The following is a 23,734-nucleotide window of genomic DNA, read 5'->3' on the forward strand; positions in this document are numbered from 1 at the left end:
CGTGATGAGAGCAGGCGAATTGGTACGTAAATCCCCTGATTCGCCTGGCGAACGGGAGCGAAAGCGGCTCACTGCCGTAGATGCCACCGGCCTGCTGGATACGGAAACAGAGCTTGAATTTGACCAGCTCATCTCGCTTGCTGCGGGCATCTGTGGCACACCCATGAGCATGTTCACACTCGTTGACTCAGACCGCCAATGGTTCAAGGCAGCCATCGGAGTGGAGGTACGAGAGACGAGCCGCGACGTCTCCTTCTGCTCGCACGCGATTGAGCAACCGGACCTGTTCATTGTCGAAGATGCGGCCAAGGACAGTCGCTTTGAGAACAATCCCCTGGTGACTCATGCTCCAAAGATTCGTTTCTATGCCGGAATGCCACTCGCAGGGCCGGATGGCTCGCACGTTGGCACGCTATGCGTGGCGGACGTAGTTCCTCGTCGGCTGACCGCACTTCAGAAGACAGCTCTCGAGATTCTGGCGCTGCAGGTACGAGCGCGTATGGACCTCCGCCAGCAACGTAGCGAACTCGAACACATGATCCGCATCAAGGAGGGTCTCCTACATGATCTGCGATCCAGCGAAGAGCGGTTTCGCACCTTCATGGATAATGCTCCAGTCCTTAGCTACATCAAGGAGCGCGATGGCACCTTCATCTTCTACAACCAGAAGATGGCCGACAACTTCCAGATCGACAGGCTCGCCTGGCTAGGGAAGACCGCTGCCGACATATGGCCCGCCGAGATCTCTGAGAAAATCCGCAGCAATGATCTTGAAGCCATGAATCGGGCCGCACTGCTTGAGAAGTCTGAAGAGACCAAGGATGAAGAGGGGAATGTCACCTGCTGGAAGTCGTACAAGTTCCCTTGGCGGAATAAAGACGGAGACACACTTCTCGGCGGATTCTGGGTGGATATAACAGAGGAACTTGTCCGCCAGAAAGCACTGGAAGAGGCGAACCTCCAACTGGCCACGCTGGCAACCATCGACGAACTCACCGGCCTCGCGAACCGACGCCTGCTCGACACGCAACTGGATCTGCAGTTCGACGCCGCCAGGCAGAACAGGACGGAATTCTCCGTCCTCATGCTGGATGTCGACAACTTCAAAAGCGAAAACGATCGCTTCGGACACGCAGCCGGTGACCATCTGCTCCAGCAACTCAGCGAACTGATTCAGTTCACCATGCGCGGCTCTGACGTAGCCGGTCGCTACGGTGGGGAAGAGTTTGCTATTCTCCTCCCGAAAGCCGATGCCGCCGGAGCACTCCTCTTCGCACAGCGCCTGATCGAAGGCATGCACGCAGAAAACTGGCGCAACGGCCCGGTAACCGCAAGCCTCGGCATAGCCACGATGGACGCTGACACTGAACACGGCAAGCAGCTTCTGGCTTTGGCCGATGAAGCGATGTACGAGGCGAAGCGCGCTGGCAAAGATCGCGTCGTCGTCCATCAGTACCGCATCACCCCGACCTACCGTGGATGAAGGCTATTCGGGTCATACGGCCCCTTCGCATTCCCCGGTCCACCAACAAACTGCAGCGTAGGAATTCTCTGGTCCACATCCGGCAGCGGCGGAAACGCAAGATGCGGCTCACTCTGGTACCAGTACGCCACCGAGTAGAAGTTATCCGATCGATGGTTTGCATGGCCATGTTCCATGCTCGCCGTCATCGTCTTGGTAAAGGGAATCGGTGAATCAAAGTGGAATCGATACATGCTCGAACGCTCCCCGGCAAGCTCCTTACCAACCACAGGAGCGCCGTGCAGCAGATAGTCCTGCGGCCCACCATACCCCCACGCACCGAGGAAGTAGTCCTCGCCACCGGTGCCCACAATCGACGGAGTGTCCCCATCGATCTTGAACATATCGTTCCCCTCGCCCCACCACCCATCCTGATTCTGGAGCACGGATAAGGTCACGCCAACGAACTGGCCATGCCCCTTCGCCTCGAACCACTCGAAGTTATCCTTGCCATCGGCATTGCGCTTGTAGTTCACAATCGGATCGCCGTTCTCATACCAGTTACCCGTCCATCCATGGTTCGGCTGCGCCTGGCGATACTCTGCATGGAAGTAGAGCGTATCCGGCGGCAACGGCTCCGCGTTGACGCGATAGTCGATGTTCCAGTAGAGATGACTCAGCGGCAGCTTGCCTTCATCCGTGATCGTGATGCGCGCATGGTGTGCATACGGCATCGGGAAGTAGCTGTTGAGCGCCTTGTCCCCACCCGCCGAAAGCATCAGCGACTCCCAGTGGTAATAAACTCCATTTCCCAATCCAAAGAAGTCACCGATCGGTGTCTCAACACTAGGAGTCGTCTCGCCGTCCCAATACATCCGCAGCACGATGCGCTTCAACGCATACGTCTCTGAATCATCCAGCGTGAACCAGATATGCGAGATCATTCCCGGCCCATCTACATCGAGCACCGTAAGTGTCTGGCCCGGCGTCACCGTGCGTGCATCCGCATTCGCGCCCGTAGCCTCACGGCTTGAAGAGCGATGCAGCGTATACGTCTGCTGCCGCGTCGGATCCGGCATTTCGCCAGAAACCTGTGCCGTCAGATCAGGCGTGAGCATCACCAGTAGCAGGGCCGAAATCCAGAAAGCGTACATGCACACTCCTTCGATCGAAAATGTTGCTTTGCCCGATTCTTTGGGCACCTCATCCTAACGGATCACCTTCGCGCCTGCATCCATGCCACCGAAATCAGCGCCTGCGCTAAACTCACCCTAACCATGCCCAACCAGCGCACCACAACGCTCCTGGCGTCAGCTCTTCTACTGCTGACCTCGACGACAGCATTCGCACAGCAGCCAACACCCGGCATCGACCGCGAACTACCCGCCTTAGTCGAGATCTACAAGACCCTCCACCAGCACCCCGAGCTCTCCCACCACGAGACCTGGACCGCCGCCTACCTCGCCGCCGCCCTCCGCAAGCAGGGCTTCACCGTCACCGAGCACCTCGGCAAATACCGCGACGGCACCTCCGCCGAAGGCCTTATCGCCATCCTCGAGAACGGTCCCGGCCCGCGCCTCCTCATCCGCACCGAGCTGGACGCCCTGCCCGTCGAAGAGAAGACCAATCTCCCCTACGCAAGCCACGTCACCACCAAAGATGATTCCGGCCAGCCCGTCAGCATCATGCACGCCTGTGGCCACGACATCCACATCACCACCATCCTCGGCACCGTCCAGCAACTCGTCGCCGACAAATCAAAATGGCACGGCACCCTCATGATCGTTGGCCAGCCCGCCGAAGAGGTGGTCGACGATGGAGCCCGCGCCATGCTCGCCGACCACGTCTACGAGCGTTTCGGCCGCCCCGACTTCGTCATCGCCGAGCACGACGTATCCGACATCGCCGCCGGTCAGGTAGGCGTCGTCAGCGGTCCCTTCAAGTCCAGCGCCACCGACATCGACGTAGTCATGCGCGGCGTAGGTGGCCACGGTGCCAAGCCTGAGCAGACCAAAGATCCCGTCGTCATGGCAGGCGAATTCCTTGTCCTCTTGCAAACCATTGTCAGCCGCCAGACGGCGCCCCTGCAGCCCGCCGTCCTTACCGTTGGCCACATTAGCGGAGGCACCAAGCGCAACATCATCCCCGAAGAAGTCCGTATGGAGATCTCCATGCGCAGCTTCGATGAGACCCAGCGCCTCGCCATGATCGAAGCCGTCAAGCGCACCGCCAACGGAGTAGCCATCGCGGACGGTGTCCCCGAGAACCGCATGCCGCTCGTCACCATCCCCGGCTACGTCCCCGTCACGATCAACGATGCCGCACTGGCCGATCGCTTCCGCACCGTAGCTCGCACCGCTCTGGGCCCGCAGAATTTAGTCGAAACCAAGCCCAGCATGGCCAGCGAAGACTTCGGCGCATGGGCGCTCCCCGATCACTCCGTCCCCATCTTCTGCTTCTGGCTCGGTGTCTCCGACCCGGCAAAGGTCAAGGAAAGCGAGCGCACCGGCATCCCCCTGCCCGCCACCCACTCCTCCCAGTTCGCCCCCGTACCAGAACCTACCATCCGCACTGGAGTCATCGCCATGACCGCCCTGGCCATATCCCTACTCAATAAATAGCTATAAAATGTAGAGCCAGTCCTCGCAGTCCGACGAGAAGTTGAGTAGTAGAGCGACATTCTTCATCATGAGCTACCATGATCCGCGGAGAAGCGAATGACCAAACTCAGCACGTCTAGCCACTGGACCCGCCGCACCTTCATGACTGCAACGGTTGCAGCGCTCGCCGCAACCCGCCTCTCCGCAGAGCAGCCCACGGGGTCGCACGTCTACATCGGCTCCACCACCAAACTGCCTGCCGACGGCATCCACGTAGCCACTTGGAACCCCGATGCCGGTACCCTCTCTGACGTCCGCCTCGCCTTCGAGTGCCTCGCCCCGAGCTTCCTCGCCGTCAGCCCCGACAAGAAGACCCTCTTCGCCGGTCACTCCTCCCAGTCGAAGATCGGCGGCCTCAGTTCCTTCCACATCGAGCCGTCCGGCGACCTCAAGCTCATCACCACCCTCAACATCGAGCACGCCGACTTCGTCCACCTCGCCGTCGACCATACCGGCACCTGCGTCATTGCGCCTAACTACGGCGCTGGGACCATCAACTCCTGCAGCGTCACGCAGGATGGTCGTCTCGCCGATCTTGTCCACGACATCAAGCTCACCGGCCACGGCCCCATTGCCTCTCGCCAGACCGCGCCCCATGCTCATGGCGTCGCCATCTCTCCCAACAATCGCTTCGTCTACATCAGCGATCTCGGCACCGACCGTATCCTCATCTACAAGCTCAACACGGCCACCGCCGAACTCACCCCGGCAGACCCCGCCGTCTTCACCATGCCGCCTGGCTCCGGTCCGCGCCACCTGGCCTTCCATCCCAATGGTAAGTGGGCCTACAGCGTCAACGAGCTTGATTCCACGCTCACCTTCTTCACCTGGAACCCCGCCACCGGCGCACTCACCTCGGTAGCCGCAGTACCCACCATGCTCCCCAATGGCGACGTCGCCACCAACCGCGCTGGCGAGATCGCCTTCGATCGCGCCGGCCAATTCCTCTACTCCTGCAACCGCGGAGCCGCCGAAGAACTCCTCACCTACTCCATCGCCGCAGACGGTCGCCTCAAGCTCATCGGTCGTATACCCACCGGAGCAAAGGAGGCCCGCCACTTCATCGTCACCCCCGATGACGGACACCTCCTTGTCGCGCGTCAGTTCGGCAACGACGTAGCCGTGTTCACCCGCGACCGCAAGACCGGCCTATTAAGTGCCACCGAAAACCGCTACCCCATGGACGGAGCCTCCTGCGTCCTCTTCGCCTGACCTCCTGAACGCCGTAGAATGAAGAAGAAATGGGACGCAACCTCTACATCCTCGCCGCAACCCTCGTCCTCTTCTCGCTGGTCTCCTGCGGCCTCGCCTACACCAACATCGCTCAGCAGCCCGGCTCCCCAGGCGACGTCTCCCTCTGGCGAACCATGGGGCTGGCCCTCTTTGTCGTCGGTCTCATAGTTGCTCTCGCCGGCATTCTCTCCTCCCTCTTCGAACAGGCTGAACGCCGCGCCGAGATCGCCCGCATCAACCGTCGCAAGCAGTAGCCAACGCCGACCAGGGTGTCTGTTCCACAAGCCTGAGAACAGCCCAACCGGGCATCCCAATTAAAGTCGAACAACTTGACAATCTTCGACCTGTAAAGGGGGGTGTCTGGCAAAATCAGCAGCGAAGAGGTCTTGAACCTTCGATACAAGTCCAGACCTAAGTCTTTTGTTTAGTAGACTTTGGACTTTAAAAAAAAAAATAATTTTAACGTGTTTAATCTGCCTGTTCAAGAATAATGATCCACTCACAGCTTTATCGGTCCCGCAGGACGGACGTCGCATTTGGCTAACGGCAGATAAATCCTGCTCCTGCAGCAAAGCCTACAATCAAGAAGCGTGCGGACATGAAACCGCAACAAGCCAGTCTCATCTAACAAGTGACGCAGCCATTGAGAAGGGAACCACCGCATCATGTTTGAAGTAACTGTAGAAGCCGGATTCTCCTCCGGCCACTACCTGCGCAACTATCGCGGCAAGTGTGAGAACCCCCACGGCCACAACTACAAGGTCTTCGTTACCCTCATCGGCGAAGAACTCGACGAAGCTGGCATGCTCCTTGATTTCAAGCTTCTCAAACAGGTCATGCGTCCCACTGTCGAGTATCTCGATCACTTCATGATCAACGATCTGCCGCCCTTCGACAGCGCCATCAATCCCAGCGCCGAGAACCTGGCAAAGTACTTCTACGACAAGACCAGCACCCAGCTTCACGAGATGACTGCCGGTCGCGTTCGCGTCAAAGACTGCACTCTTTACGAGACCGACACCAGCTTCGCCCGCTACTACGAGTAAGCCCTTGTACCTCATCGAACTCTACAAATCCGTCCAGGGTGAGTCCAGCTTCACCGGCCTCCCTTGCATCTTCGTCCGTCTCGCTGGCTGCAACCTGCGCTGTGCCTGGTGCGATTCCACCTACACCTTCACCGGCGGAACGCCCTACACCGAAGACGAGATCGTCCGCCAGATCGAAGCGCTTGCCCCCTGCAAACTGGTCGAGTTCACCGGTGGCGAGCCGATGCTGCAAGCCCGCGAACTGCTTCCACTTATGGAACGTCTGCTCGCCAGTGGCTACAACCTGATGATTGAAACCAGCGGCGAGCGCCCTCTGGCCGACGTTCCCAAAGCAGTTCACAAGATCGTCGACGTCAAGTGCCCCGGAGCCGGTGCCGCTGCAAACAGCTTCCGCATCGAGAACCTCGAAGCGCTCACAAAGAACGACGAGGTAAAGTTCGTCCTCTCCGATCGAGCCGACTATGACTTCGCCCGAGCCTTTATCCTCGAGCACAACCTCAACAGCAAAGTCGCTGGCGTTCTCCTGAGTCCGGCCTTCGTCCAAACGCCGTCGCCGCAGCGCACCGCCGACAACATGGCCCTGAACCCGCGCCTGGTCGTCGAATGGATGATGGCCGACGGCCTCGACGCCCGCCTCTCGCTTCAGATTCACAAGTTCATCTGGGAGCCGATGAAGAAAGGCGTTTAGCTGACGTTTCGAACTTCACCGCGCATACCGAACCAAAGCACAAGTCCCAGAAACTGGACGTAGAGCAGCCATTCCGTCACCCGCAACACGGGCGCGTTCGCGATACCATGCAGCGCAACCATCAGCGGCAGCGAGACACCGAGCACTACCATGCAGATCATCATCACCAGCCGACCATAGTTCGTTCGAGCAAGGATTACGGGGCGCTCCCGGGGAAGCTGCTGCAACACCCGCGCTGCAAAGTCAGCAGGAATTTGAACCATAGGGCGCGCCTCAAGGGCGCGAATCAGCCGCTCTTCCACTTTCTCAGACTCCTCATCCTGCATTATCTTGTCGCGCATAGAGATTTCCTTTCCGAGTTGCTCAGCAGAGCTTCTCTCAACTTCTTCCGACCGCGATGCAGATGAGTGCGCACCGTTCCAATCGGCAAGCCCAGCGAAAGCGAGATCTGCTCATATGTGTTCTCTTCCTGATGATAAAGAACCAGTACGGCGCGCTCAATCTGGCTCAGCTTGAGCAGCTCTTCCTCAACGATCTGCTGAAACTCGCGGTCTTCCAGCTGTTCAACGGCATTGCGGCCCGGATGCTCTAACCGATCTTCCCAGCCTGATCGTTCATCGGAGATCGACACCAACGACTTCATATCCCGTTGGCGCCGTTTCCACTCATTCTGAGCAACGTTCACAGTGATTCGATAAAGATAGGTCGACAGTAAAGATTCCCCGCGAAAGCTTGGCAGCGCACGGTAAAGCCGGATGAAGACCTCCTGAGCAAGGTCGTCAATATTGTCTCGACTGCCGATCATGCGCACCAGCGTGCCGAAGACCATCGATTGATGATCCCGGACGATCTGCTCGAAGTTGGAATCGGTTTGCAAGTCAGGTTAGACAATATGCCTCGTCGAAAGTTTCGCGCGGGCAAGTGAAACTTACAAGGCATGCCGAGGTCTAAGGTGGGCAGAAAGAGGAAACATCATGGACGCATTCAATTCACCATTTATCGTCCCACTGGGGGGAGCCGCTGTCGCGATCGTCGCGATCGTCGCAGGTATTATGTCGCAGGCGCATGCAGTTCGTGTCAAGGCAGATCAGCGCATGGCCATGCTCGCTCGTGGCATGTCGGTCGCCGAGATCGAACAGCTGCTGGGCTTGGGTCAGGATGAAAAACGAGCGCCCAAGGATCCACTTCGCAGCCTCGGCAACGCGCGCCGCACTGGCATCATCCTTGTCTCCTCGGGAATCGGCATCATGCTCTTCTTCCTTGCGCTCACAGCCATCATCCAGCAGAAGGAGATTCTTTCAGGGGCTGCCGTAGGCTTCATTCCACTTGCCATTGGCATCGGATTCTTTATCGACTACAACCTCCAGAAGCGCGAACTTGCGCGCTTCGGACTTGAGGTCGGTGCGGATCTGCGATCCAGCGAACGGCTGTAGGTTCAGGAGTCAGCCGATACGCTAAACTGCTAGCTAATCGGAGGCTCCTTGGACGAGCAAGACAATCTGATCTTCGTCTCGATCGCCTCGTATCGAGACGCGCAGCTCGTTCCAACGATTAGCCACTGCCTCGCAAAAGCAAGTCATCCAGACCGGCTCCGCTTTGGCATCTGCTGGCAGCACGGCGAAGAAGAAGTCACTCTACCTTTTTTTGATGACCCACGTTTCAAGATTCTCGACATCGACTGGCGTGACAGTCGCGGGGCATGCTGGGCTCGCTCCGAGATCATGAAGCTCTGGAGCGGCGAGGCCTGGTTTCTGCAGGTCGACTCGCACAGCCGCTTCGCTCCCGGTTGGGATGAAATCCTCATCGAAACGATGCGGCAGACCGGAAGCGCGAAGCCAATCCTCAGTACCTATCCGCCGCCGTTCACGCCCTCCGAGCACGAAACCTTCGGAGGCGACGCGCTCCAGATGGCCTTTCAGGGCTTCACGCCCGAAGGTATTCCGTTCATGAAGCCGCTTGCCATTCAAAACTGGATGCACCTGCTGCAGCCCGTTCGTGCTCGCTTCCTCGCGGCTGGCTTCCTTTTTGCTCCGGGCTGCTTCGTCAAGGAGGTTCCTTACGATCCGGAGCTCTACTTCATCGGGGAAGAGGCAACGATGACTGTTCGCGCCTTCACGAGCGGCTATGACCTTTTCCATCCTCACCGGCTTATCATCTGGCACGATTATGTCCGCGCCTATGCCACGCGACATTGGGACGATCACACAAGCGCCAAGAAGGTCGATCGCGAATGGAGCGAACTCGACAAGTGCAGCAAAGAACGCATCAAGCTCCTGCTCGAGGGCGAATTACTCGACAGCTTCGGCCTTGGCACCGACCGCACGCTCGCCGACTACGAAGCCTACGCCGGCCTCAGCTTCAGCCAGCGCAAAGGCCAGAATTACACGCTGCGCTGCGGCGAGCCGCCAAACCCAGAAGCCGCGTCCGATTGGGCCGATGAGATCTACACCTGGCTCGTCCGCGTAAAGGTGAACGCTGTCGACCTGCCGCCTGGATCGCTCGACGATCCATCCTTCTGGTATGTCGCTGTCAACGATGAAGGGGGTCATGAGATCTTCCGTCGGGATTTTCCTCGCGCTGAACTTCTGACGCTCAGTGGCAACGAACCTATAATCTCGCTCATCTGCGAGTTCCAGTCCGGCATCGTTCCCGCGACATGGAGCGTCTGGCCCGTCAACCGCGTACAGGGCTGGCTCCAGCGTATCTCTGGCCCCCTCGCCGAAGATGATTACACGGTCGCTCTCGAAGAGAAGGAAGAACTGCAAACGCCATAAGCTACCATCTGGTAATGCGCTACCTTTCAGCTCTCCTCCTGCTCGCAGCAGCACTGCCGGCCCTTGCTCAAAAGCCGATCGAGATCAAGGTAGTCGTTATCACCATGTTCGAAGCAGGCGCTGATACTGGCGACACGCCTGGCGAGTATCAATACTGGGTCGAGCGCGAGCATCTGGATGCGATCCTGCCGTTCCCGCAGGGCTATCACGATCTGCGGATGAATCAGCAAGGCGTCCTCGGGTTGGTGACTGGCGTAGGAACTGCACGAGCTGCCGCCTCGATCATGGCGCTTGGTTCTGACCCTCGCTTCGATCTCACGCATGCTTACTTCCTAGTCGCCGGAATAGCTGGTATAAACCCGGAGGTTGGTTCGCTGGGCTCAGCCGTCTGGTCGGACTACATTGTCGATGGCGATCTCGCTCACGAGATCGATGCCCGCGAGATTCCCGCCGGTTGGTCGACCGGCTACGTTCCTCTCGGCAAATCGACGCCCTACGAACAGCCGCGTGCTGACCGCTTTGCCGGAGGGGATGGCATCGTCTATCACCTCAACACGGCTCTCGTAAGCTGGGCCTACAACCTGACCAAAGAAACGCTGCTTCTCGATACACCAGCCATTGCGGAGCGCCGCACGCAGTACGCACAAGTTGCCGCGCATCGTCCGCCGTTCGTATTGCGTGGCGACAATCTGTCTGCCAGCACCTTTTGGCATGGCAAGCTAATGAGCGACTGGGCAAGTAAATGGGTGCAGTACCAGACTGAGGGAAAGGGAAGCTACGCCGTTTGCGGTATGGAGGACAGCGGAACGCTCCAGTCCCTTACCTGGTTGGCGAGAGCACACAAAGTCGACATCAATCGTGTCCTGATCCTGCGCACCGCCAGCAACTTCGACCAGCAGCGGCAGGGAATCACCGCAGCCGAGAGCCTGGCTGAGACCAAGGTTACAAAGTACAGCGCCTATTTGCCTTCACTTGATAGTGCTTACCGCGTTGGCCATGTTGTAGTGGATTCACTTGTAGCGAATTGGTCGGACACTCGCGATCATATTCCCGGTAAGTAACTACTCGCCCGCGTACGCACGATCCTTCCAACTCACCGCGCCGCCCATCAGCTTGCGACCGAAGGCGTACCATTGCACCGCCAGCAGCATCAGAATGCCGAAGGGATGCAATACCGCGCCTCGCCAATCCTGCTGAAATCTGCCAGCAGCAAGCAATCTGGGAAGCCACGCGCCACATACCGCCGCAACCATACAACCAATGACAAAGCCCGACGCGTGATGAGTCACGATCCATATGGCAAGCAGAATCGGCAGCACCTGTCCAAGAACAAGCAGCAACGAGATCGGCAGGATGCGCACGGGAGCCGCAATGCCTTCCGTCGCATTTTTTGCGAGTCCCTGCCAAACCTGTCGGGCGGTCGTGTACATGCGGCATTGCGCCAAGCCAGTTAGATCGGCAAGGTCAGTTCGATAGCCATGCTGGCGCAGGAGCTTCGGCAGCATCAACCCGTCATGCATTGTTGCCTTGATCTCCGCGTGTCCGCCGCTGGCTCGATACGCTTCACCGGTCACCATCAGGAACTGACCGCATCCCGCAGAGAACGCTGGATCGGTCCCCTTACGCATTTGTGAGATTGGCAGAAAGCCCAGCAACACAAAGTGGATCAGCGGTAGTAATAGCCACTCCATCCATGTCTTTGTAACCTGTAGCGGAAAGCCGCTTACCAGTCCGGACTCGCTACGGAGCAGAAACGCTGCCATCTTCCCTAATGCCAGAGGCTCCAGCCGCACATCCGCATCCACAAAGCAGAGCAGTGGAAAACGTGCCACATGCGCCAGCGACCAACATGCGTGCTGCTTCCCGTTCCATCCTGCTGGAAGCACCGGCGCATGCTCCAGACGCACTCTCGCATCGCGTACAGCGAGCGCGGCAACAATCGCCGAGGTTCTGTCCGTTGAGCCGTCATCCATGACGATAACCTCAACGTCGACATTGTGACTTGCAAGAACTGAAGTGACGGCTGCTTCTATTGAAGTTTCCTCATCGCGTGCTGGAATCAAGACGGAGATAGCTGGAAGCTTCAATCCGTTGCGTGCTGCGGGCACTCTATAGTGCCGCAGGTTGATGCAGAAGAGCACCGCAGGTGAGAGCGCACAAAGCATCGCAGCTACCGAGAGTGCTATCAGGATCATTGGCGTCATTCTCCCACAACTTCGGGCTTAGCTGTCGAGGTATGTTCTGCCTGATAGGGTCGACGCTGAACGAATGCTTTGATTCGCTGTCCAAGCGCATAGAATCCACCGGTCCCAGATCTGCCGCCAAGCAGCGTCGCGAATCGTGAAGCATCACGCGAGACGGCAAGCTCTTTTAAGGTGTTCATCGCGGATTCCAAACCGGCGATCAGCTGACCCTGCACCTCTTCAAGATTCGAAGCGTTAGAGACTTGCACCGCCGAGCCGACGTACAAGAGAGTGTCTGGTAAGCGTTCATTCCAGAAGGGATACTCAATCGCAAGCGGAATGAGCGTACATCGACCACTGCGTTTCGCCATGCGGTTGGCCAGCGCCGCCAGCCCGGGCTTGAAGAGCAGAGGTCTTTGGCGGGCGTCAGTAAATCTTCCTTCCGGCGTTACCCACAAGGCTCCACCCTGCTGCAAAATGGCTTCGCCTAGACGGAGGAACTGCGCTGCTCCGCGCATAGTCTTCATCTCAATGGGAAAGATGCCGAGCCGTTTCAGGATGGGATAGCGCCGCAGCGCCTCAGCATCCATCGGGGCATAGTGCCTCAGTGTCGGCATCAGGGTATCCGCCAGAAGTATGGAGACCATTGGATCCCACCACGAACTGTGGTTCGCGTAGATAATCAGCGGACCGCCGTCGCTCACGAAACGCTCTGCGCCTTGGATCCGAACCGCATGGAAGTGCCGTCGGAAGTATCCCCGCACGATCCGCCGAAAGAATCTGAGTATCGGTGCGGAGATCTTCGGGACGTTCATAAAGTCAGCCTATCTTACGCTCGTGCTGCTTGGTCGAGCGTGTCAGCCGCGATCCATCCCGACATCATCACCATTGGCATTCCAGGGCCGGGATGTGCCGCGCCTCCAGCGAGGTAAAGGCCGTCCATCTCCTTGGATTGGTTTGCTGGCTTAAAGGCTCCCTGAAAGACACCATGACTTGAGATCCCGTAGATTGCGCCATTCAGAACGCGGTAACGATCGTGGATGTCTTGTGGAGTTAAAGCTGCTTCGAAGACGATGCGATCCTCAAGGTCAGTCAGCCCGGCAGTACGTTTGAGTTTGTCGAGGATAATCTGCCGATACGCGGGAAACATCTTCTTCCAGTCGTGATGCTCCCGAAGGTACGGCGTGTGGACCAGAACGTATAGCGCTTCTCCACCTTCGGGTGCGCTGGTCGGATCGGTGGCAGCGGTTGCCGCGAGATAACATGTCGGATCAGGTGCAGGCTCGCCCTGATCGTAGATTGCATGAAACTCCTCATGCGGATCACGCGAGAAGACAAAGTCATGATGTGCTAGATGCTCGTACCGCTTTTTCAAGCCGAGGTAGAGAACAACACCACTACATGCAGGCTCGTAGTTTCTCTTGCCATCGAAGTGACGTGCCATTGCCCCACCGATCAATTCGCGATGTGTCCGAACTGCGTCTGAGTTCGAGACGATCGCATCAAACGCGTGGACAGTACCTTTAGTTGTAACTAGTCCGGTCACTTTGCCGCCGGCCTTCTGTCCGTGTGCTGGAGCGTCAGTCAGTATCTTGGCTATATCAGTCTCGGTGCGGAAGACAACGCCTAACTCGATCGCAAGCTTTACCAAGCCCTCGGGTATTGCTCTGGTTCCACCCAGTGGATACCAGATGCCTTCACTCATTTGCATGTTGCCGATAGCGCAGAGAATGGCTGGAGAAGCGTCTGGTGAGGAACCCACATACTGTACGAAATGGTCGAGCATCTGCGCAGTGTTTGGATCGGGGATGTGCTCGCGAATCACTTGGCCTACCGATTTACCAAGCCGCATCCTCATGACATCTCTCAACACCTTAATGTCGAAGGCGCCGCCAATGTCCATCGTGTCTTTCATTGACCCGATAGATCGCCAGAAGAAAAAGCGATCCGATATGGAGTGAAGATTCTTCGACTCCTCGAGCAGTTTGAGATATCCCGCACCCATCTTAGGCCAGATAGCCTCAAGCGATGAAGCCATCTCATTCGGATCATCTTTGAGATCGAGCACGCTCTTATCTTCGAAAAAACAGCGCCATTGTGGGTCAAGCCGCACCATCGGAACGTAGTCGTCCATCTTCTTACCGGCTTCAGCGAAGACTTTCCTCAGCATCGATGGCTGGATGAGAATCGTCGGTCCCATATCGAAGCGAAAACCTTCAGCTCGGAGCTGTGCCGCTTTTCCGCCTAGCCACTCATTCTTTTCGAAGACAGTTACGACGTGGCCGCGTGCAGCCAGCGTGCAGGCGGCTGTGAGTCCGGCGAGACCAGACCCAATGATCCCCACGCGCTTGCTGCTTTTAGTGCCATTCACACTGTTTTCGATGACGCCACTCGTAGTCATGCTGCTCCTCAATCCTATTTTCTCTTCGCCAATTGCTTGCCGGCCGCTGCTACCTGCCGCAAGCCTCGCCAGCGTTCTGCCAGACCTCTACCGTGAAACGACGTGATCAGACCATCGAAGAGGCTTTCGTGCGCTGTGGTTGTAGCCTCATAGTGGCGAACACTCTTGCTGTTTCGCACTGCGATCGTTCGTGCCGACGTCATTTCAAGCAGACCCTCTGCACCTCGCGACGATCCAAAGCCACTCTCGCGTCGCCCACTAAAAGGAAGCCGTGGATCGGCAGTGGGCACGATAATGTCATTGATCAGCACACTGCCAGCGACGATATGGACGGCTATTTTTCGCGCTTGCTGCTCGTCTCCGAAGATCGACGCGGTAAGCACAAATGGGCAAGCTGCCTGGGCCGCGATGACATCGTTTTGGCTTGGAACATCGATTACGGAAAGAACCGGGGCGAAGATATCAGCCTGTGCGATCCGCATATCGGGTAGTACGCCTGTAACCACAATTGGCTTCATCGTTTCGGAGGGCATATCTCCAAGAACATGTGCTCCGTTACGCATAGCCTCCTGTAACAAGGTTTCAAGCAGCCTCCTCACATCGCTGGAGACTCGAATGGCAAGCACTTCGGAGAGTGCAATTTGGAGGGCAATCAGAAACGCTTCCCGGCGAGCAGCAGATGCTTCTACCAATAGAACGCGGCGCGGTGCCATGCAAGTTGCGGAGCCATTGAGGCGCATCCCGAAGGTCAAGGCCTGAATGACGCGAGACAGATCAGCTGATGGCAGAACGATGACGGCATCGCAACCTGACAGTTCCATCACAGATGGCGTTAGGGTGTCGGCAAGCTGCCGCATCAGGATGCGTCCGACATCTGCAGATCCGGTAAAGAATACCTTGTCAGGATTTCTTGCAAGCGCCGCGGAGGCCGCGCCTACCGTGTCTTCTGTGACCTGCAGAAGACCCTGCGGAAGTCCGGCGCGAATCATAACTTCTGCAACTAACTCAGCGACAGTTTGGCCGCCGCGTCCAGGCTTCCACGTTACAGAGTTGCCAGCGATCAGAGCCTGCAGGACCTGTACTCCGGGGATGAAAAGAGGATAGTTTGAGGGGCCTATGACTAAGATCTGTCCAAACGGCACACGCTCAATCTCGCTCTCGACACCCGATAACCAGAATGGAAGCCCACGACGACGTAGCCGTCTTGTCGCTAGGATGGTTTTCGCTTGCCGTTCCAGAAAACGACAGGCATCAAGCAGTGGAAGAAGCTCGGCTATTCGAGTATCCGCAGCCGTTCTGGCGAGGATCGGAGAGATGGCTGATGCGACGTCTGCTCCAAGCCGGCTTAGTTCGTGCCGAGTCTTTCGCAATACTTTGAGACGAGCTTCAAGCGGCTGCGCAGCCCATGCTATTTGACATACCTTCCCAGCGCTTCCCTCCATGAAGGGTTTTGCTTTGAAGCCGGTCATGGCTACCTCCACGACAGGAAATGCCACTGCTCTCACTAGGAGGCCACCCCAACTAGCTCGTCACGTGTCAACTCATCCGCAACACCTGAGTCCCATTGTGGCTCCATCTTTAGATCTTGCAGGAGGAGCTTAGAGGTTATGCGGGCGGACTCGAAGATCACGGGCAGACCACTTCCGGGGTGCGTTCCTCCGCCTACAAGATACATCTGATCGATATCTTCGAACCGGTTATGTGGACGAAGGTGCAGCATCTGGCTAAGCGAGTGCGCCATGCTGAAGGTAGCGCCCTTATAAAGGTCAAATTCACTTTCCCAGCCAGCAGGCGTCAGGATTCTCTCGCTGCGGATGCGTCGTTCAACATCGGTGACACCGATTTTCGCAAGTTGCTTCAATGCGAGCTCGCGATAACGTGGAGTTTCTTTCGTCCAGTCGACCTTCGAGGATTTATGGGTCACCGGTAGCAGTACATATAACGTACTCTGTCCGTTTGGGGCGAGGGTGCTATCAGTCACGCTGGCATTTTGTACGTAGAACGACGGGTCATCGGAGAGTTGGTGTAACTCCCCGATATCCTTCAGATTTTGCCTGTAGTTCTTAGCAAGATAGATCGTGTGATGAGAAACGTCATCGTACTTGCCATCAATTCCCAGATACATCATGAATGTAGAGCACGAGTACTGTTTCTTTGCTAATCGCTCGTCTGTCCATCGGTTACGAAGATGATTCGGCACCATCTTCTTCATGGCTCCGGCGAAGTCCGCGTTGACGACGATGGAATCTGCAGAAAGACTATAGCTCTTAGTCTTCACCCCGATGGCCTTACCATTTTCAACAAGTACGCGCTCGACCGGCTCGTTCAACAGGATCTCAACACCCATCTCACGTGCAATCCTGGCCATCGCCCTCGTCACTGCGCCGCACCCCCCAATGGGGTGGTACACACCATGCTCATATTCCAAGAAAGACAGAATGGAAAAGAGACTCGGACAGCGGAATGGTGACATGCCGAGGTACTTTGACTGAAAGCTAAAGCCAAGCCTGATACGTTCATCCTTAAAATGTGCCTGTAGATCCGTGTCGAGAGAGCGCCAGGGAGCGAGTAGTGGCAGTAGCTTTAGCATTCCGGGCTTGGCAAGATCCTTCCACGATTCAAATGGCGATTGCAGAAAAGGAAGGAACTTCTCAAGCTTCGTCCGATTGACTGTAAGGAAGGTCCTAAAACGAACCGCATCGTCCGGTGAGATGGCGCCAATAGCTTTCACCATCTTCTCGACATCTGGAGTCGCAAGCAGTTCACCGCCTGCACCGAAAACCAATCGATACTGCGGATCCAGACGCTTCATGGGGACCTCTTGGTCGAGGTCGTACCCCGCAGAGGCAAAGATCTCTTTAAGGACTCTTGGATAGAGAAAGAAGGTCGGACCTATATCGAATTTGAACCCGTTCTGCTCCCAAGTTGACGTCCGCCCACCCACTTGATCGCGTTTCTCAACGATCGTGACCTTCACTCCGGACTTTGCGAGCAACATTGCCGCCGCTAAGCCTCCGGGTCCTGCGCCGACTATTACGACCTGACGTGAATGCTTCTTCATCGAATCCTGCGCCTCTCGCGAGATGCACCAGATGCTTCCAAACTGGTGTTTCCTGTAGCTGTGATGGCGATTATAGAGAGATCGTGAAGGGAGCCTTGCTCTATCATTCCGTGCTGTCAAGAATCGGATAGCGCAAATTTATAGGACTGGAACTTACAGGATTGAAGGAAGATCAGAGAAATTTTCGAACTGTTCTCCGCACTGTCTCGGTGACCAGCCCAAATACAACATGCGTCCCCATCTCGCTCGTACGCTCACGGACGGTCTGTTCTCCCGGCTCGGCAGAAAGTCCCATAGCTGGTAGTGCGGTCTCGTGCGTCAATGTCGCGAGTGCTAATCCGAAGCTGGCACCCTCCTTTGCTGTGGCGGCTGGGTAAAACTCTGCTAACGCACCATAGGCCGCACCCGCAAGAGCGCCAAAGGCCCAGTGAATTGACTCGCTTGCTATCGCCTTAGTCCCATCATCCAGTGGATGACCGGCAAGCTTCTCTGCCAAGAGATCGGGTGGTTTAGGCTCACCATGAGTCCGCGGCGGATAAACTTTCTCTGCCATTGTTTTAGCTGCAGTCGCTGCAATTCCACCAATCAACCCAGCCAGCAACCCCTTGGCAAGTGAAGGTCTCTGTGGCTTCGCATCCAGTTCTGAGTTGCTCATTTTCCGTATGATGCAACTGAATAGCGCCAAGGTGCCAGAAGGTCAAAACTCAGCGGACGCATGCCTGAGGGGGTTTTCGTCGACTTCGCCCATTCGTTGCAACAGCCGGAACAAACGGTCCCATCTCGAAGGAAGAGGCAGCATACTACTAACGCCATCGTCGGCAATCGCGGCATCCAGACAGCATTGCTGGAGGCCGCATCGTTACGCGTCTTCCCTGCCGGTTGTCTCGATGCGTTCTTGGGACCGTCTATCGCAGTCCGACGCCGCCTTCGTTCCACTCATACACCACGACGCCTAGGTCGTTCAACATCTGCATGGCAGATTCCATATTGCGGCGGACCTGAACCCGGGCGGTTTTAGGAATGTTGTGTGCCTCTTCCACAGCCACCACGCGACCGTAGGGCCATGCATTCTGGGGGACAGCGTTCAGCGCAGTTGGTAAATCTCCTACACGGATGTTCAGGTCCTGCCGACGCGCGCCCACCGGGCGCAGGAGGCCCCCTTCGCCCAAGCCGCTTGTGTTGGCATCTGCCAGCATGACGTGAAGTGTCAGCATGCCACCCTGGACGGTTACGTAAGGATTTTCCCAGTTCGACAGGCTCTTCACCGCCAGGTAACGCGTCTTCGATGGAGGCGGAATCAGCTCCATCTGCTGACGTGCATCTTCAGTCTGTCGCTGCTGCTGACTAGTTACCTGTCGCGTCTCTGCGGAAACCGGAGCAGCGGTGTGACTGCAACCCATGAGGGCAGTCGAAACTAGTAAGGAAGGGAGAAGATACCGTAGATTCCACACAATATCCAGCATACCAAGCGATGCAGCAGTTCCAACGCGCCTTTTCACGTATCTGGAGCGTTACCGTCCCATCCACACCGCAGGCCGCTTCTCAACAAAGGCTGCCGTACCCTCGGCCTTGTCCAGCGTTCCGCAGAGGCGCCCGAAGATTTCGGCCTCAATATCGAGCGCATCCTCCAGTTCGACATGGCTGCCTCGCCGCACCGCCTCCAGGCATGCAGTGGCCGCCAGAGGCGCTACCGCAACGATCATGCGTGCTAACTCCTCCCCGCGCTTCATCAGCTGGTCAGTTGGGATTACCTCATCAACCAGTCCGATCCGCAGGGCTTCAGCAGAGCCGATGATTTCACCAGTCATCAGCAGTTTTAGTGCCGCTGCCTGTCCAACAATCCGGGGCAAACGCTGGGTTCCGCCGTAGCCTGGAATCAATCCGAGTTTGACCTCCGGCTGCCCCATTCTCGCGGCTTCAGACGCGATACGGAGCGTACAGGCTAAGGCCAACTCGCAGCCTCCGCCCAGAGCAAATCCATTGATGAGTGCAATCACTGGCTTGCCGCAAGTTTCAATCAGGCGAAAGACAGCCTGCCCGCGCCGCGACTTCATCTCTCCAGACACGGAACCAACGGTCTGTAGCTCCCTGATATCAGCCCCCGCTGCAAATGCTTTTTCGCCTGCACCCGTCAGGAGAATCACGCGGACGGCGTTGTCGGCCGTCAGGGCCACAAACACCTGCTCCAGTTCATCGAATGCCTGTGTATTCAATGCGTGCAGTACCTTGGGCCGATTCAGGGTGATTGTCGCTACTTCGCGATCAATCACGCACAACAATGTCTCGTAGCTCATCTCATCATCTCCGTGCATCCTGACCCTGACGATACAATCGTTCTTATGATTAAAGGAATAACGCTCGTCCACTCCGTCGCCTCTGCCGACGCGCGGAGCCTTGCGATGGACAGGCTTGGTAGTCTCTTTGAGACCCTCGGCTTTGAATCCGGTAAAGGTTGGCAGGACGATCAGCGACGTGGTGCAGCGTTTCTCGCTCCTCTCGGAAACATTGAACTGGTCACGGGCCGTACTCCAGCCGTTCCGCCATTGCTTATCGAAGTTACACAGTTAGATCATGTCCACACCGCGGTCCAGCAGTGGATGCTCACCGAACATCGCACCGAGGAGGTAGAGACACTCCTTTCTGCCCCTGAGCTCACACACTGGAACTCCCGCCTCTTCACGGCGCAACTGACCTCAGAGCTGCGAGTGGGCTTCTGGCAGTCTGAGAATCCTCTGCATGGCAGGCCTCTCGCGATTGAAGGAGATCTCGACGCCCATGGAATGCGGTTCGCAATCATAACAACGCGCTGGAACACCGTCATCACTGATCGTCTACTGCAGGGTTCGCTCGATGCTCTCTATCGAAGCGGAGCTGCGAAGCAAGATGTCGAGATTGTTCGTGTCCCCGGAGCCTGGGAGATCCCAAACGCTGCCCGGACGCTTGCGGAGTCGAAGAAGTTTGATGCGATTGTCACATTAGGATGCCTTCTTCGCGGTGAAACAGCTCATTACGAGGCTATCTATACGGAGGTAGCCCGCGGGATCGGCCAGTCTCAGCAGGAGACAGGTGTTCCCCATGCCTTTGGTGTCCTTACCTGCGAGACACTCGAGCAGGCACTTGACCGTGCCGGGTTGAAGGCCGGTAACAAGGGCTTCGAGGCAGCGATTGCCGCCATCGAGATGGTCTCGATCCAGCGTAAACTTCGCGCACCAGATCAGGCGGCATCCTAATGGGAACCCGCCGCAAGTCACGCGAACTTACCATGCAGATGCTCTTTCAGGGCGATCTCGGCAAACAGACCCCTGATGAGGTACGCAAACTATTCTGGCCCTCACGCGACGATGTCGACGCTGAGACCCGAGGATTTGCCGAAGATATCTACCGTGTCGCTACCTCTCGGCTGGTCGAGATAGATGGCATCATCGAGCAACACTCACAGAACTGGCGCATAGAGCGCATGCCCGTAGTCGACCGCAATCTTCTACGTGCAGCGATTGCCGAGATGCTGGGTTATCCGAGCACGCCTGCGCCAATCATCATCAATGAAAGTCTGGAGATAGCGCGCCGGTATGCCGCACCTGAGTCGATCCACTTCCTGAACGGAGTGCTTGATGCTGTAGCTCGGGAACTGCTCAAGAAACGTCTCGCGTAATCGATTCATCTACAGGACGCACAAAGGCCCTCTCTTTGGAGAGGGCCTTTGTGCGCACTGACAACAGCTTACGTCGTCTTGCGTGGCTTCTGAACCATTAGGTTCGGGATCGCAATGGTCCCCGTACCGCCGGTGTTAGGTGCAAGGGGGAGGTTGGGAGCAATCGTCTTAGAGTCTGTCAGTGTGCTCCCTGCTGCAGGGCGTGTAATCAGATGAACGAGATTATCTCCAGATGTTCCGGCATAGAACGTGAAGTTATCCGTGCTCCACACCCCAGCTACGGGGGCCGTCGCCGTTCCCGAAAGCTTGATATTGGTCAAGGCCCCCGGGGTAGCCGTACCTGCAACTGCCGGTGCGTAAGCCGGTAATACGCCTCCCGTTCCCGTGTAAGTTACGACTGCAGCAGTGGAATCGGAGGTCGGAAAAACACCGGTGATCGTGACCGGCACAATGCCTGTAAGAGCAGTTGTTGTGAAAGGCGTTGAGGTGCCACCGGTCGAAAACTGCTGCGTAGCAAGCGGACATTGCTGAGCAGGGAGAGTGACCTGTAAATCGCTGAGCAGCCCTGTCGATGCGGCAGCTCCGATGATATGCCGTCCGTCATTCGTAGCTGCGATTCTGTCCGTGGCTGTTGTGACCTGATCCGCCTGCGGATTGAAGACATTTGCAACTGTCGTCTGTCCATTGGTAGTGCTAAGCGTACTGCTCGGGCAGTACGTGACAGCCCGGGTAGTCGCACCAGCAAAATAGGCTCCTACACTCGGCACCGTTACTGCAACATCCAGTGGGGTGTTGCCAGCTGTCGGATTCGGTGATGGGCTTGTGGGTGTGATGTTGTTCCAACCGGTAAACGTCGAGTACACAAGCAGTTGATCGCCAGCCGTGATGTACACCGTCTGTGAGTCGGGCGTCCACTGCGCGTGCGTCCCAATGCCGCCGAACTGCGTAATCACACCGCCAGCGGCTGCTTCCAGGTAGATCAATTTTTTGATTGGATCTGCGATGACAACTGTCGCGTTATCGGGCGAAACTGCGAGCACCGTTCCCGGAACCGATACATCTTCACGCGTTACGCCATCCGTTGTAGCACTCACAACCATCAGTTCGGTAGAGCTACCCATGTAGATGGATGTTCCATCCACGCTGATGACCATCGAGTTTGGAACATATGGAAGCTGGACCGGAGCGCCCAACGTCGTTGTCGTAAAGTCGACGGGTACAAGATAGCGAGACTGCGTGCTTGCAAGGTAGAGGAGGGTGCTATTTGCTCCCGGCGTCGTGATGCCGATCGGGTTTGAAGTAGCCGGCTTTCCGTTACCCAGGAAACCAATCTGGTTGAAAGGAGAAGGATTGCATGTTGGCGGCTGGCAGATCGCCGTAATCGATGCGCCGCCTGGAAAGGAAGGAGTAATAATGCCGCCTGCAGCCGCGGGAATTGTTGTTGGCGTAGTCGAAACGTACTCCAGCGCAAGTCCGGTAAGAACGGTATTGTTCTGATCGAGAACTGTAGCTACCAGCGGCTGAGCGAAGTTCTGATTCACTGTGATGTTGGTTGCCGTCGTATTCGGCACATTCAACTTGATGCTGGTCGGTGGGCATGTCGAGAAGAAACCTGCAGAACTGCCGGCGTTTGAAACACTTGCGGTAATAACAGTAGAACCAGGCTGCTGCGCCGTAGCCACACCGTTCTGATCGATGGCAACGATTCCTGCCGTCTGCGCCGCGAATGTTAGGTGTCCCGCCTGGCAACTGATATTGGAACTTGCCGTACCTGCTCCTGCAAAGACTCGCGCCACCAACTGACCCGTGCTTCCCTGCGAGAGGCAGGCGGTGCCATTGTACGGAGTCGCTGTGATCGTATTCGCAGAGGCAAGTGGGCAGCAATTCGAGGTTGGATCTGTCGTACAGTCGGCCGTCGGCGCTCCAAGCACAATGCTGGTGACCACTGGATGCGTAAATACTGGTATTGGATTGCTCGTCACGCCGTTCGCTTCGGCGGTCAGATACGTCATAGAATTGCTCGCGTTCGGGTTTGTCGGCGGCGTACACACTGTGAAATCAGGAATGACGTTGAGACTACGATTCCATGTGCCCGCGCATAGTGCACCATTCGCAGGATTCACATCAACAATCGACACATTACGCGACCCATAGGTAAATGCCGATACGCTGACCGCGGTACCCTTGCAATCGGTACCTTGCGGTGTGGTCAATTGGCCGATCTGTCCGTAATTTAGAGAGATCCCATACGTGAGCGGCTGCAGCACGATACTGTTCAACTGCCCTACTACAACGCCACCGTCGCCGCTGCTTGCATTGCAGAAGACAACCGGATTCTTTTTCCCGCAACCAGACATCGAGATGCCAAATGGAACCGAGACCAACAACAAAACGAGTAACGTGACGAACCGACGCATTAAACCTCCCCGCCCAACCCGAACCTCAGTCGGACGGTCTTACTGCAAACGCTGAATTCCTTAACCGTAAGTGTAGAAGCTGCTTTGGCGGGACGCAAATGTCGTTGGACATCGGAACAGCGCACCTTTACAGCTTTTTGACGAACATACCCCGTCT

At 56.8% G+C, this 23,734-nt stretch carries 23 protein-coding genes; 11 read left to right on the forward strand and 12 right to left on the reverse strand.

What is annotated here, in order from left to right:
- The first annotated feature begins 19 nt into the window (after positions 1–19).
- Complete coding sequence (locus OHL20_RS11140; RefSeq protein WP_263383264.1) at positions 20–1,483, forward strand: sensor domain-containing diguanylate cyclase; 1,464 nt, start codon at positions 20–22, stop codon at positions 1,481–1,483.
- Here the strand turns inward: OHL20_RS11140 and OHL20_RS11145 are convergent.
- Positions 1,471–2,616 (reverse strand): glycoside hydrolase family 172 protein, encoded by a 1,146-nt coding sequence (locus OHL20_RS11145; protein WP_263383265.1) that lies wholly within the window; start codon positions 2,614–2,616, stop codon positions 1,471–1,473. The genes OHL20_RS11140 and OHL20_RS11145 overlap by 13 nt on opposite strands.
- Positions 2,617–2,739: 123 nt before the next feature.
- Here OHL20_RS11145 and OHL20_RS11150 point away from each other — a divergent pair, with 123 nt between their 5' ends.
- The 5 genes from OHL20_RS11150 to OHL20_RS11170 all read left to right on the forward strand — a co-directional run bounded on the left by OHL20_RS11150 (position 2,740) and on the right by OHL20_RS11170 (position 7,089).
- Positions 2,740–4,083, forward strand: coding sequence for an amidohydrolase (locus OHL20_RS11150; RefSeq protein WP_263383266.1), 1,344 nt, complete (start codon positions 2,740–2,742; stop codon positions 4,081–4,083).
- A 96-nt stretch (positions 4,084–4,179) separates the two neighbouring features.
- Positions 4,180–5,334, forward strand: a complete 1,155-nt coding sequence (locus OHL20_RS11155) for a lactonase family protein (RefSeq protein WP_263383267.1) — start codon at positions 4,180–4,182, stop codon at positions 5,332–5,334.
- Positions 5,335–5,363: 29 nt separating this feature from the next.
- A complete protein-coding gene (locus OHL20_RS11160) occupies positions 5,364–5,609 on the forward strand; it encodes a hypothetical protein (RefSeq protein ID WP_263383268.1) in 246 nt (81 codons plus the stop codon).
- Between the two features lie 411 nt (positions 5,610–6,020).
- Positions 6,021–6,401, forward strand: a complete 381-nt coding sequence (gene queD, locus OHL20_RS11165; protein WP_263383269.1) for a 6-carboxytetrahydropterin synthase QueD — start codon at positions 6,021–6,023, stop codon at positions 6,399–6,401.
- 4 nt (positions 6,402–6,405) lie between these two features.
- The gene (locus tag OHL20_RS11170) at positions 6,406–7,089 is read left to right on the forward strand and encodes a 7-carboxy-7-deazaguanine synthase QueE (protein ID WP_263383270.1); all 684 of its coding nucleotides are present in this window, start codon (positions 6,406–6,408) and stop codon (positions 7,087–7,089) included.
- On the opposite strand, the gene OHL20_RS11175 is transcribed toward OHL20_RS11170, so the two are convergent.
- A complete protein-coding gene (locus OHL20_RS11175) occupies positions 7,086–7,430 on the reverse strand; it encodes a hypothetical protein (protein ID WP_263383271.1) in 345 nt (114 codons plus the stop codon). The genes OHL20_RS11170 and OHL20_RS11175 overlap by 4 nt on opposite strands.
- Entirely contained in the window at positions 7,415–7,966 is a 552-nt protein-coding gene (locus OHL20_RS11180) for an RNA polymerase sigma factor (protein WP_263383272.1), read from the reverse strand. The genes OHL20_RS11175 and OHL20_RS11180 overlap by 16 nt, the downstream gene beginning before the upstream one ends.
- A 97-nt stretch (positions 7,967–8,063) precedes the next feature.
- Here OHL20_RS11180 and OHL20_RS11185 point away from each other — a divergent pair, with 97 nt between their 5' ends.
- The 3 genes from OHL20_RS11185 to OHL20_RS11195 are packed head-to-tail and all read left to right on the forward strand — an operon-like array spanning position 8,064 to position 10,924.
- Positions 8,064–8,522 (forward strand): DUF6249 domain-containing protein, encoded by a 459-nt coding sequence (locus OHL20_RS11185; RefSeq protein ID WP_263383273.1) that lies wholly within the window; start codon positions 8,064–8,066, stop codon positions 8,520–8,522.
- A gap of 48 nt (positions 8,523–8,570) precedes the next feature.
- Complete coding sequence (locus tag OHL20_RS11190) at positions 8,571–9,863, forward strand: UDP-N-acetylglucosamine-transferase (protein ID WP_263383274.1); 1,293 nt, start codon at positions 8,571–8,573, stop codon at positions 9,861–9,863.
- A 14-nt stretch (positions 9,864–9,877) separates the two neighbouring features.
- Positions 9,878–10,924, forward strand: coding sequence for a purine nucleoside permease (locus OHL20_RS11195; protein WP_263383275.1), 1,047 nt, complete (start codon positions 9,878–9,880; stop codon positions 10,922–10,924).
- Here OHL20_RS11195 and OHL20_RS11200 read toward each other — a convergent pair whose 3' ends face one another.
- From OHL20_RS11200 to OHL20_RS11235, 8 genes are all read right to left on the reverse strand, one after another.
- Entirely contained in the window at positions 10,925–12,058 is a 1,134-nt protein-coding gene (locus OHL20_RS11200) for a glycosyltransferase (RefSeq protein WP_263383276.1), read from the reverse strand.
- 5 nt (positions 12,059–12,063) lie between these two features.
- Positions 12,064–12,861: a lysophospholipid acyltransferase family protein gene (locus OHL20_RS11205; protein WP_263383277.1), complete on the reverse strand. Its 798-nt coding sequence runs from the start codon at positions 12,859–12,861 to the stop codon at positions 12,064–12,066.
- Between the two features lie 14 nt (positions 12,862–12,875).
- Entirely contained in the window at positions 12,876–14,447 is a 1,572-nt protein-coding gene (locus tag OHL20_RS11210) for a phytoene desaturase family protein (protein ID WP_263383278.1), read from the reverse strand.
- A gap of 14 nt (positions 14,448–14,461) precedes the next feature.
- On the reverse strand, positions 14,462–15,916 hold the full coding sequence (locus OHL20_RS11215) for an aldehyde dehydrogenase family protein (RefSeq protein ID WP_263383279.1): 1,455 nt from the start codon (positions 15,914–15,916) through the stop codon (positions 14,462–14,464).
- Between the two features lie 35 nt (positions 15,917–15,951).
- Complete coding sequence (gene crtI, locus OHL20_RS11220; RefSeq protein WP_396272555.1) at positions 15,952–17,541, reverse strand: phytoene desaturase family protein; 1,590 nt, start codon at positions 17,539–17,541, stop codon at positions 15,952–15,954.
- A gap of 139 nt (positions 17,542–17,680) precedes the next feature.
- The gene (locus OHL20_RS11225) at positions 17,681–18,163 is read right to left on the reverse strand and encodes a DUF1440 domain-containing protein (protein ID WP_263383281.1); all 483 of its coding nucleotides are present in this window, start codon (positions 18,161–18,163) and stop codon (positions 17,681–17,683) included.
- A 250-nt stretch (positions 18,164–18,413) separates the two neighbouring features.
- Complete coding sequence (locus OHL20_RS11230) at positions 18,414–19,007, reverse strand: hypothetical protein (protein WP_263383282.1); 594 nt, start codon at positions 19,005–19,007, stop codon at positions 18,414–18,416.
- Between the two features lie 12 nt (positions 19,008–19,019).
- The gene (locus tag OHL20_RS11235) at positions 19,020–19,802 is read right to left on the reverse strand and encodes an enoyl-CoA hydratase/isomerase family protein (protein ID WP_263383283.1); all 783 of its coding nucleotides are present in this window, start codon (positions 19,800–19,802) and stop codon (positions 19,020–19,022) included.
- A gap of 45 nt (positions 19,803–19,847) precedes the next feature.
- Here OHL20_RS11235 and ribH point away from each other — a divergent pair, with 45 nt between their 5' ends.
- Together ribH and nusB are read left to right on the forward strand one after the other, a co-directional pair.
- Positions 19,848–20,738, forward strand: a complete 891-nt coding sequence (ribH, locus tag OHL20_RS11240; RefSeq protein WP_263383284.1) for a 6,7-dimethyl-8-ribityllumazine synthase — start codon at positions 19,848–19,850, stop codon at positions 20,736–20,738.
- On the forward strand, positions 20,738–21,160 hold the full coding sequence (gene nusB, locus OHL20_RS11245) for a transcription antitermination factor NusB (RefSeq protein WP_263383285.1): 423 nt from the start codon (positions 20,738–20,740) through the stop codon (positions 21,158–21,160). The genes ribH and nusB overlap by 1 nt, the downstream gene beginning before the upstream one ends.
- Before the next feature lie 68 nt (positions 21,161–21,228).
- Here nusB and OHL20_RS11250 read toward each other — a convergent pair whose 3' ends face one another.
- A complete protein-coding gene (locus OHL20_RS11250) occupies positions 21,229–23,577 on the reverse strand; it encodes a hypothetical protein (RefSeq protein WP_263383286.1) in 2,349 nt (782 codons plus the stop codon).
- Positions 23,578–23,734 lie beyond the last annotated feature (157 nt).

It is taken from the genome of Granulicella arctica (assembly GCF_025685605.1).
Classification (GTDB): domain Bacteria; phylum Acidobacteriota; class Terriglobia; order Terriglobales; family Acidobacteriaceae; genus Edaphobacter; species Edaphobacter arcticus.

Bases quoted from the DNA above. Each gene is read 5' to 3' on its own strand.
- OHL20_RS11145 (WP_263383265.1), bottom strand. From the start codon at position 2,616: ATGTACGCTTTCTGGATTTCGGCCCTGCTACTGGTGATGCTCACGCCT.
- OHL20_RS11150 (WP_263383266.1), top strand. From the start codon at position 2,740: ATGCCCAACCAGCGCACCACAACGCTCCTGGCGTCAGCTCTTCTACTG.
- OHL20_RS11155 (WP_263383267.1), top strand. From the start codon at position 4,180: ATGACCAAACTCAGCACGTCTAGCCACTGGACCCGCCGCACCTTCATG.
- OHL20_RS11160 (WP_263383268.1), top strand. From the start codon at position 5,364: ATGGGACGCAACCTCTACATCCTCGCCGCAACCCTCGTCCTCTTCTCG.
- queD (WP_263383269.1), top strand. From the start codon at position 6,021: ATGTTTGAAGTAACTGTAGAAGCCGGATTCTCCTCCGGCCACTACCTG.
- OHL20_RS11175 (WP_263383271.1), bottom strand. From the start codon at position 7,430: ATGCGCGACAAGATAATGCAGGATGAGGAGTCTGAGAAAGTGGAAGAG.
- OHL20_RS11185 (WP_263383273.1), top strand. From the start codon at position 8,064: ATGGACGCATTCAATTCACCATTTATCGTCCCACTGGGGGGAGCCGCT.
- OHL20_RS11195 (WP_263383275.1), top strand. From the start codon at position 9,878: ATGCGCTACCTTTCAGCTCTCCTCCTGCTCGCAGCAGCACTGCCGGCC.
- OHL20_RS11200 (WP_263383276.1), bottom strand. From the start codon at position 12,058: ATGATCCTGATAGCACTCTCGGTAGCTGCGATGCTTTGTGCGCTCTCA.
- OHL20_RS11205 (WP_263383277.1), bottom strand. From the start codon at position 12,861: ATGAACGTCCCGAAGATCTCCGCACCGATACTCAGATTCTTTCGGCGG.
- OHL20_RS11210 (WP_263383278.1), bottom strand. From the start codon at position 14,447: ATGACTACGAGTGGCGTCATCGAAAACAGTGTGAATGGCACTAAAAGC.
- OHL20_RS11215 (WP_263383279.1), bottom strand. From the start codon at position 15,916: ATGACCGGCTTCAAAGCAAAACCCTTCATGGAGGGAAGCGCTGGGAAG.
- OHL20_RS11225 (WP_263383281.1), bottom strand. From the start codon at position 18,163: ATGAGCAACTCAGAACTGGATGCGAAGCCACAGAGACCTTCACTTGCC.
- OHL20_RS11235 (WP_263383283.1), bottom strand. From the start codon at position 19,802: ATGAGCTACGAGACATTGTTGTGCGTGATTGATCGCGAAGTAGCGACA.
- ribH (WP_263383284.1), top strand. From the start codon at position 19,848: ATGATTAAAGGAATAACGCTCGTCCACTCCGTCGCCTCTGCCGACGCG.
- nusB (WP_263383285.1), top strand. From the start codon at position 20,738: ATGGGAACCCGCCGCAAGTCACGCGAACTTACCATGCAGATGCTCTTT.
- OHL20_RS11250 (WP_263383286.1), bottom strand. From the start codon at position 23,577: ATGCGTCGGTTCGTCACGTTACTCGTTTTGTTGTTGGTCTCGGTTCCA.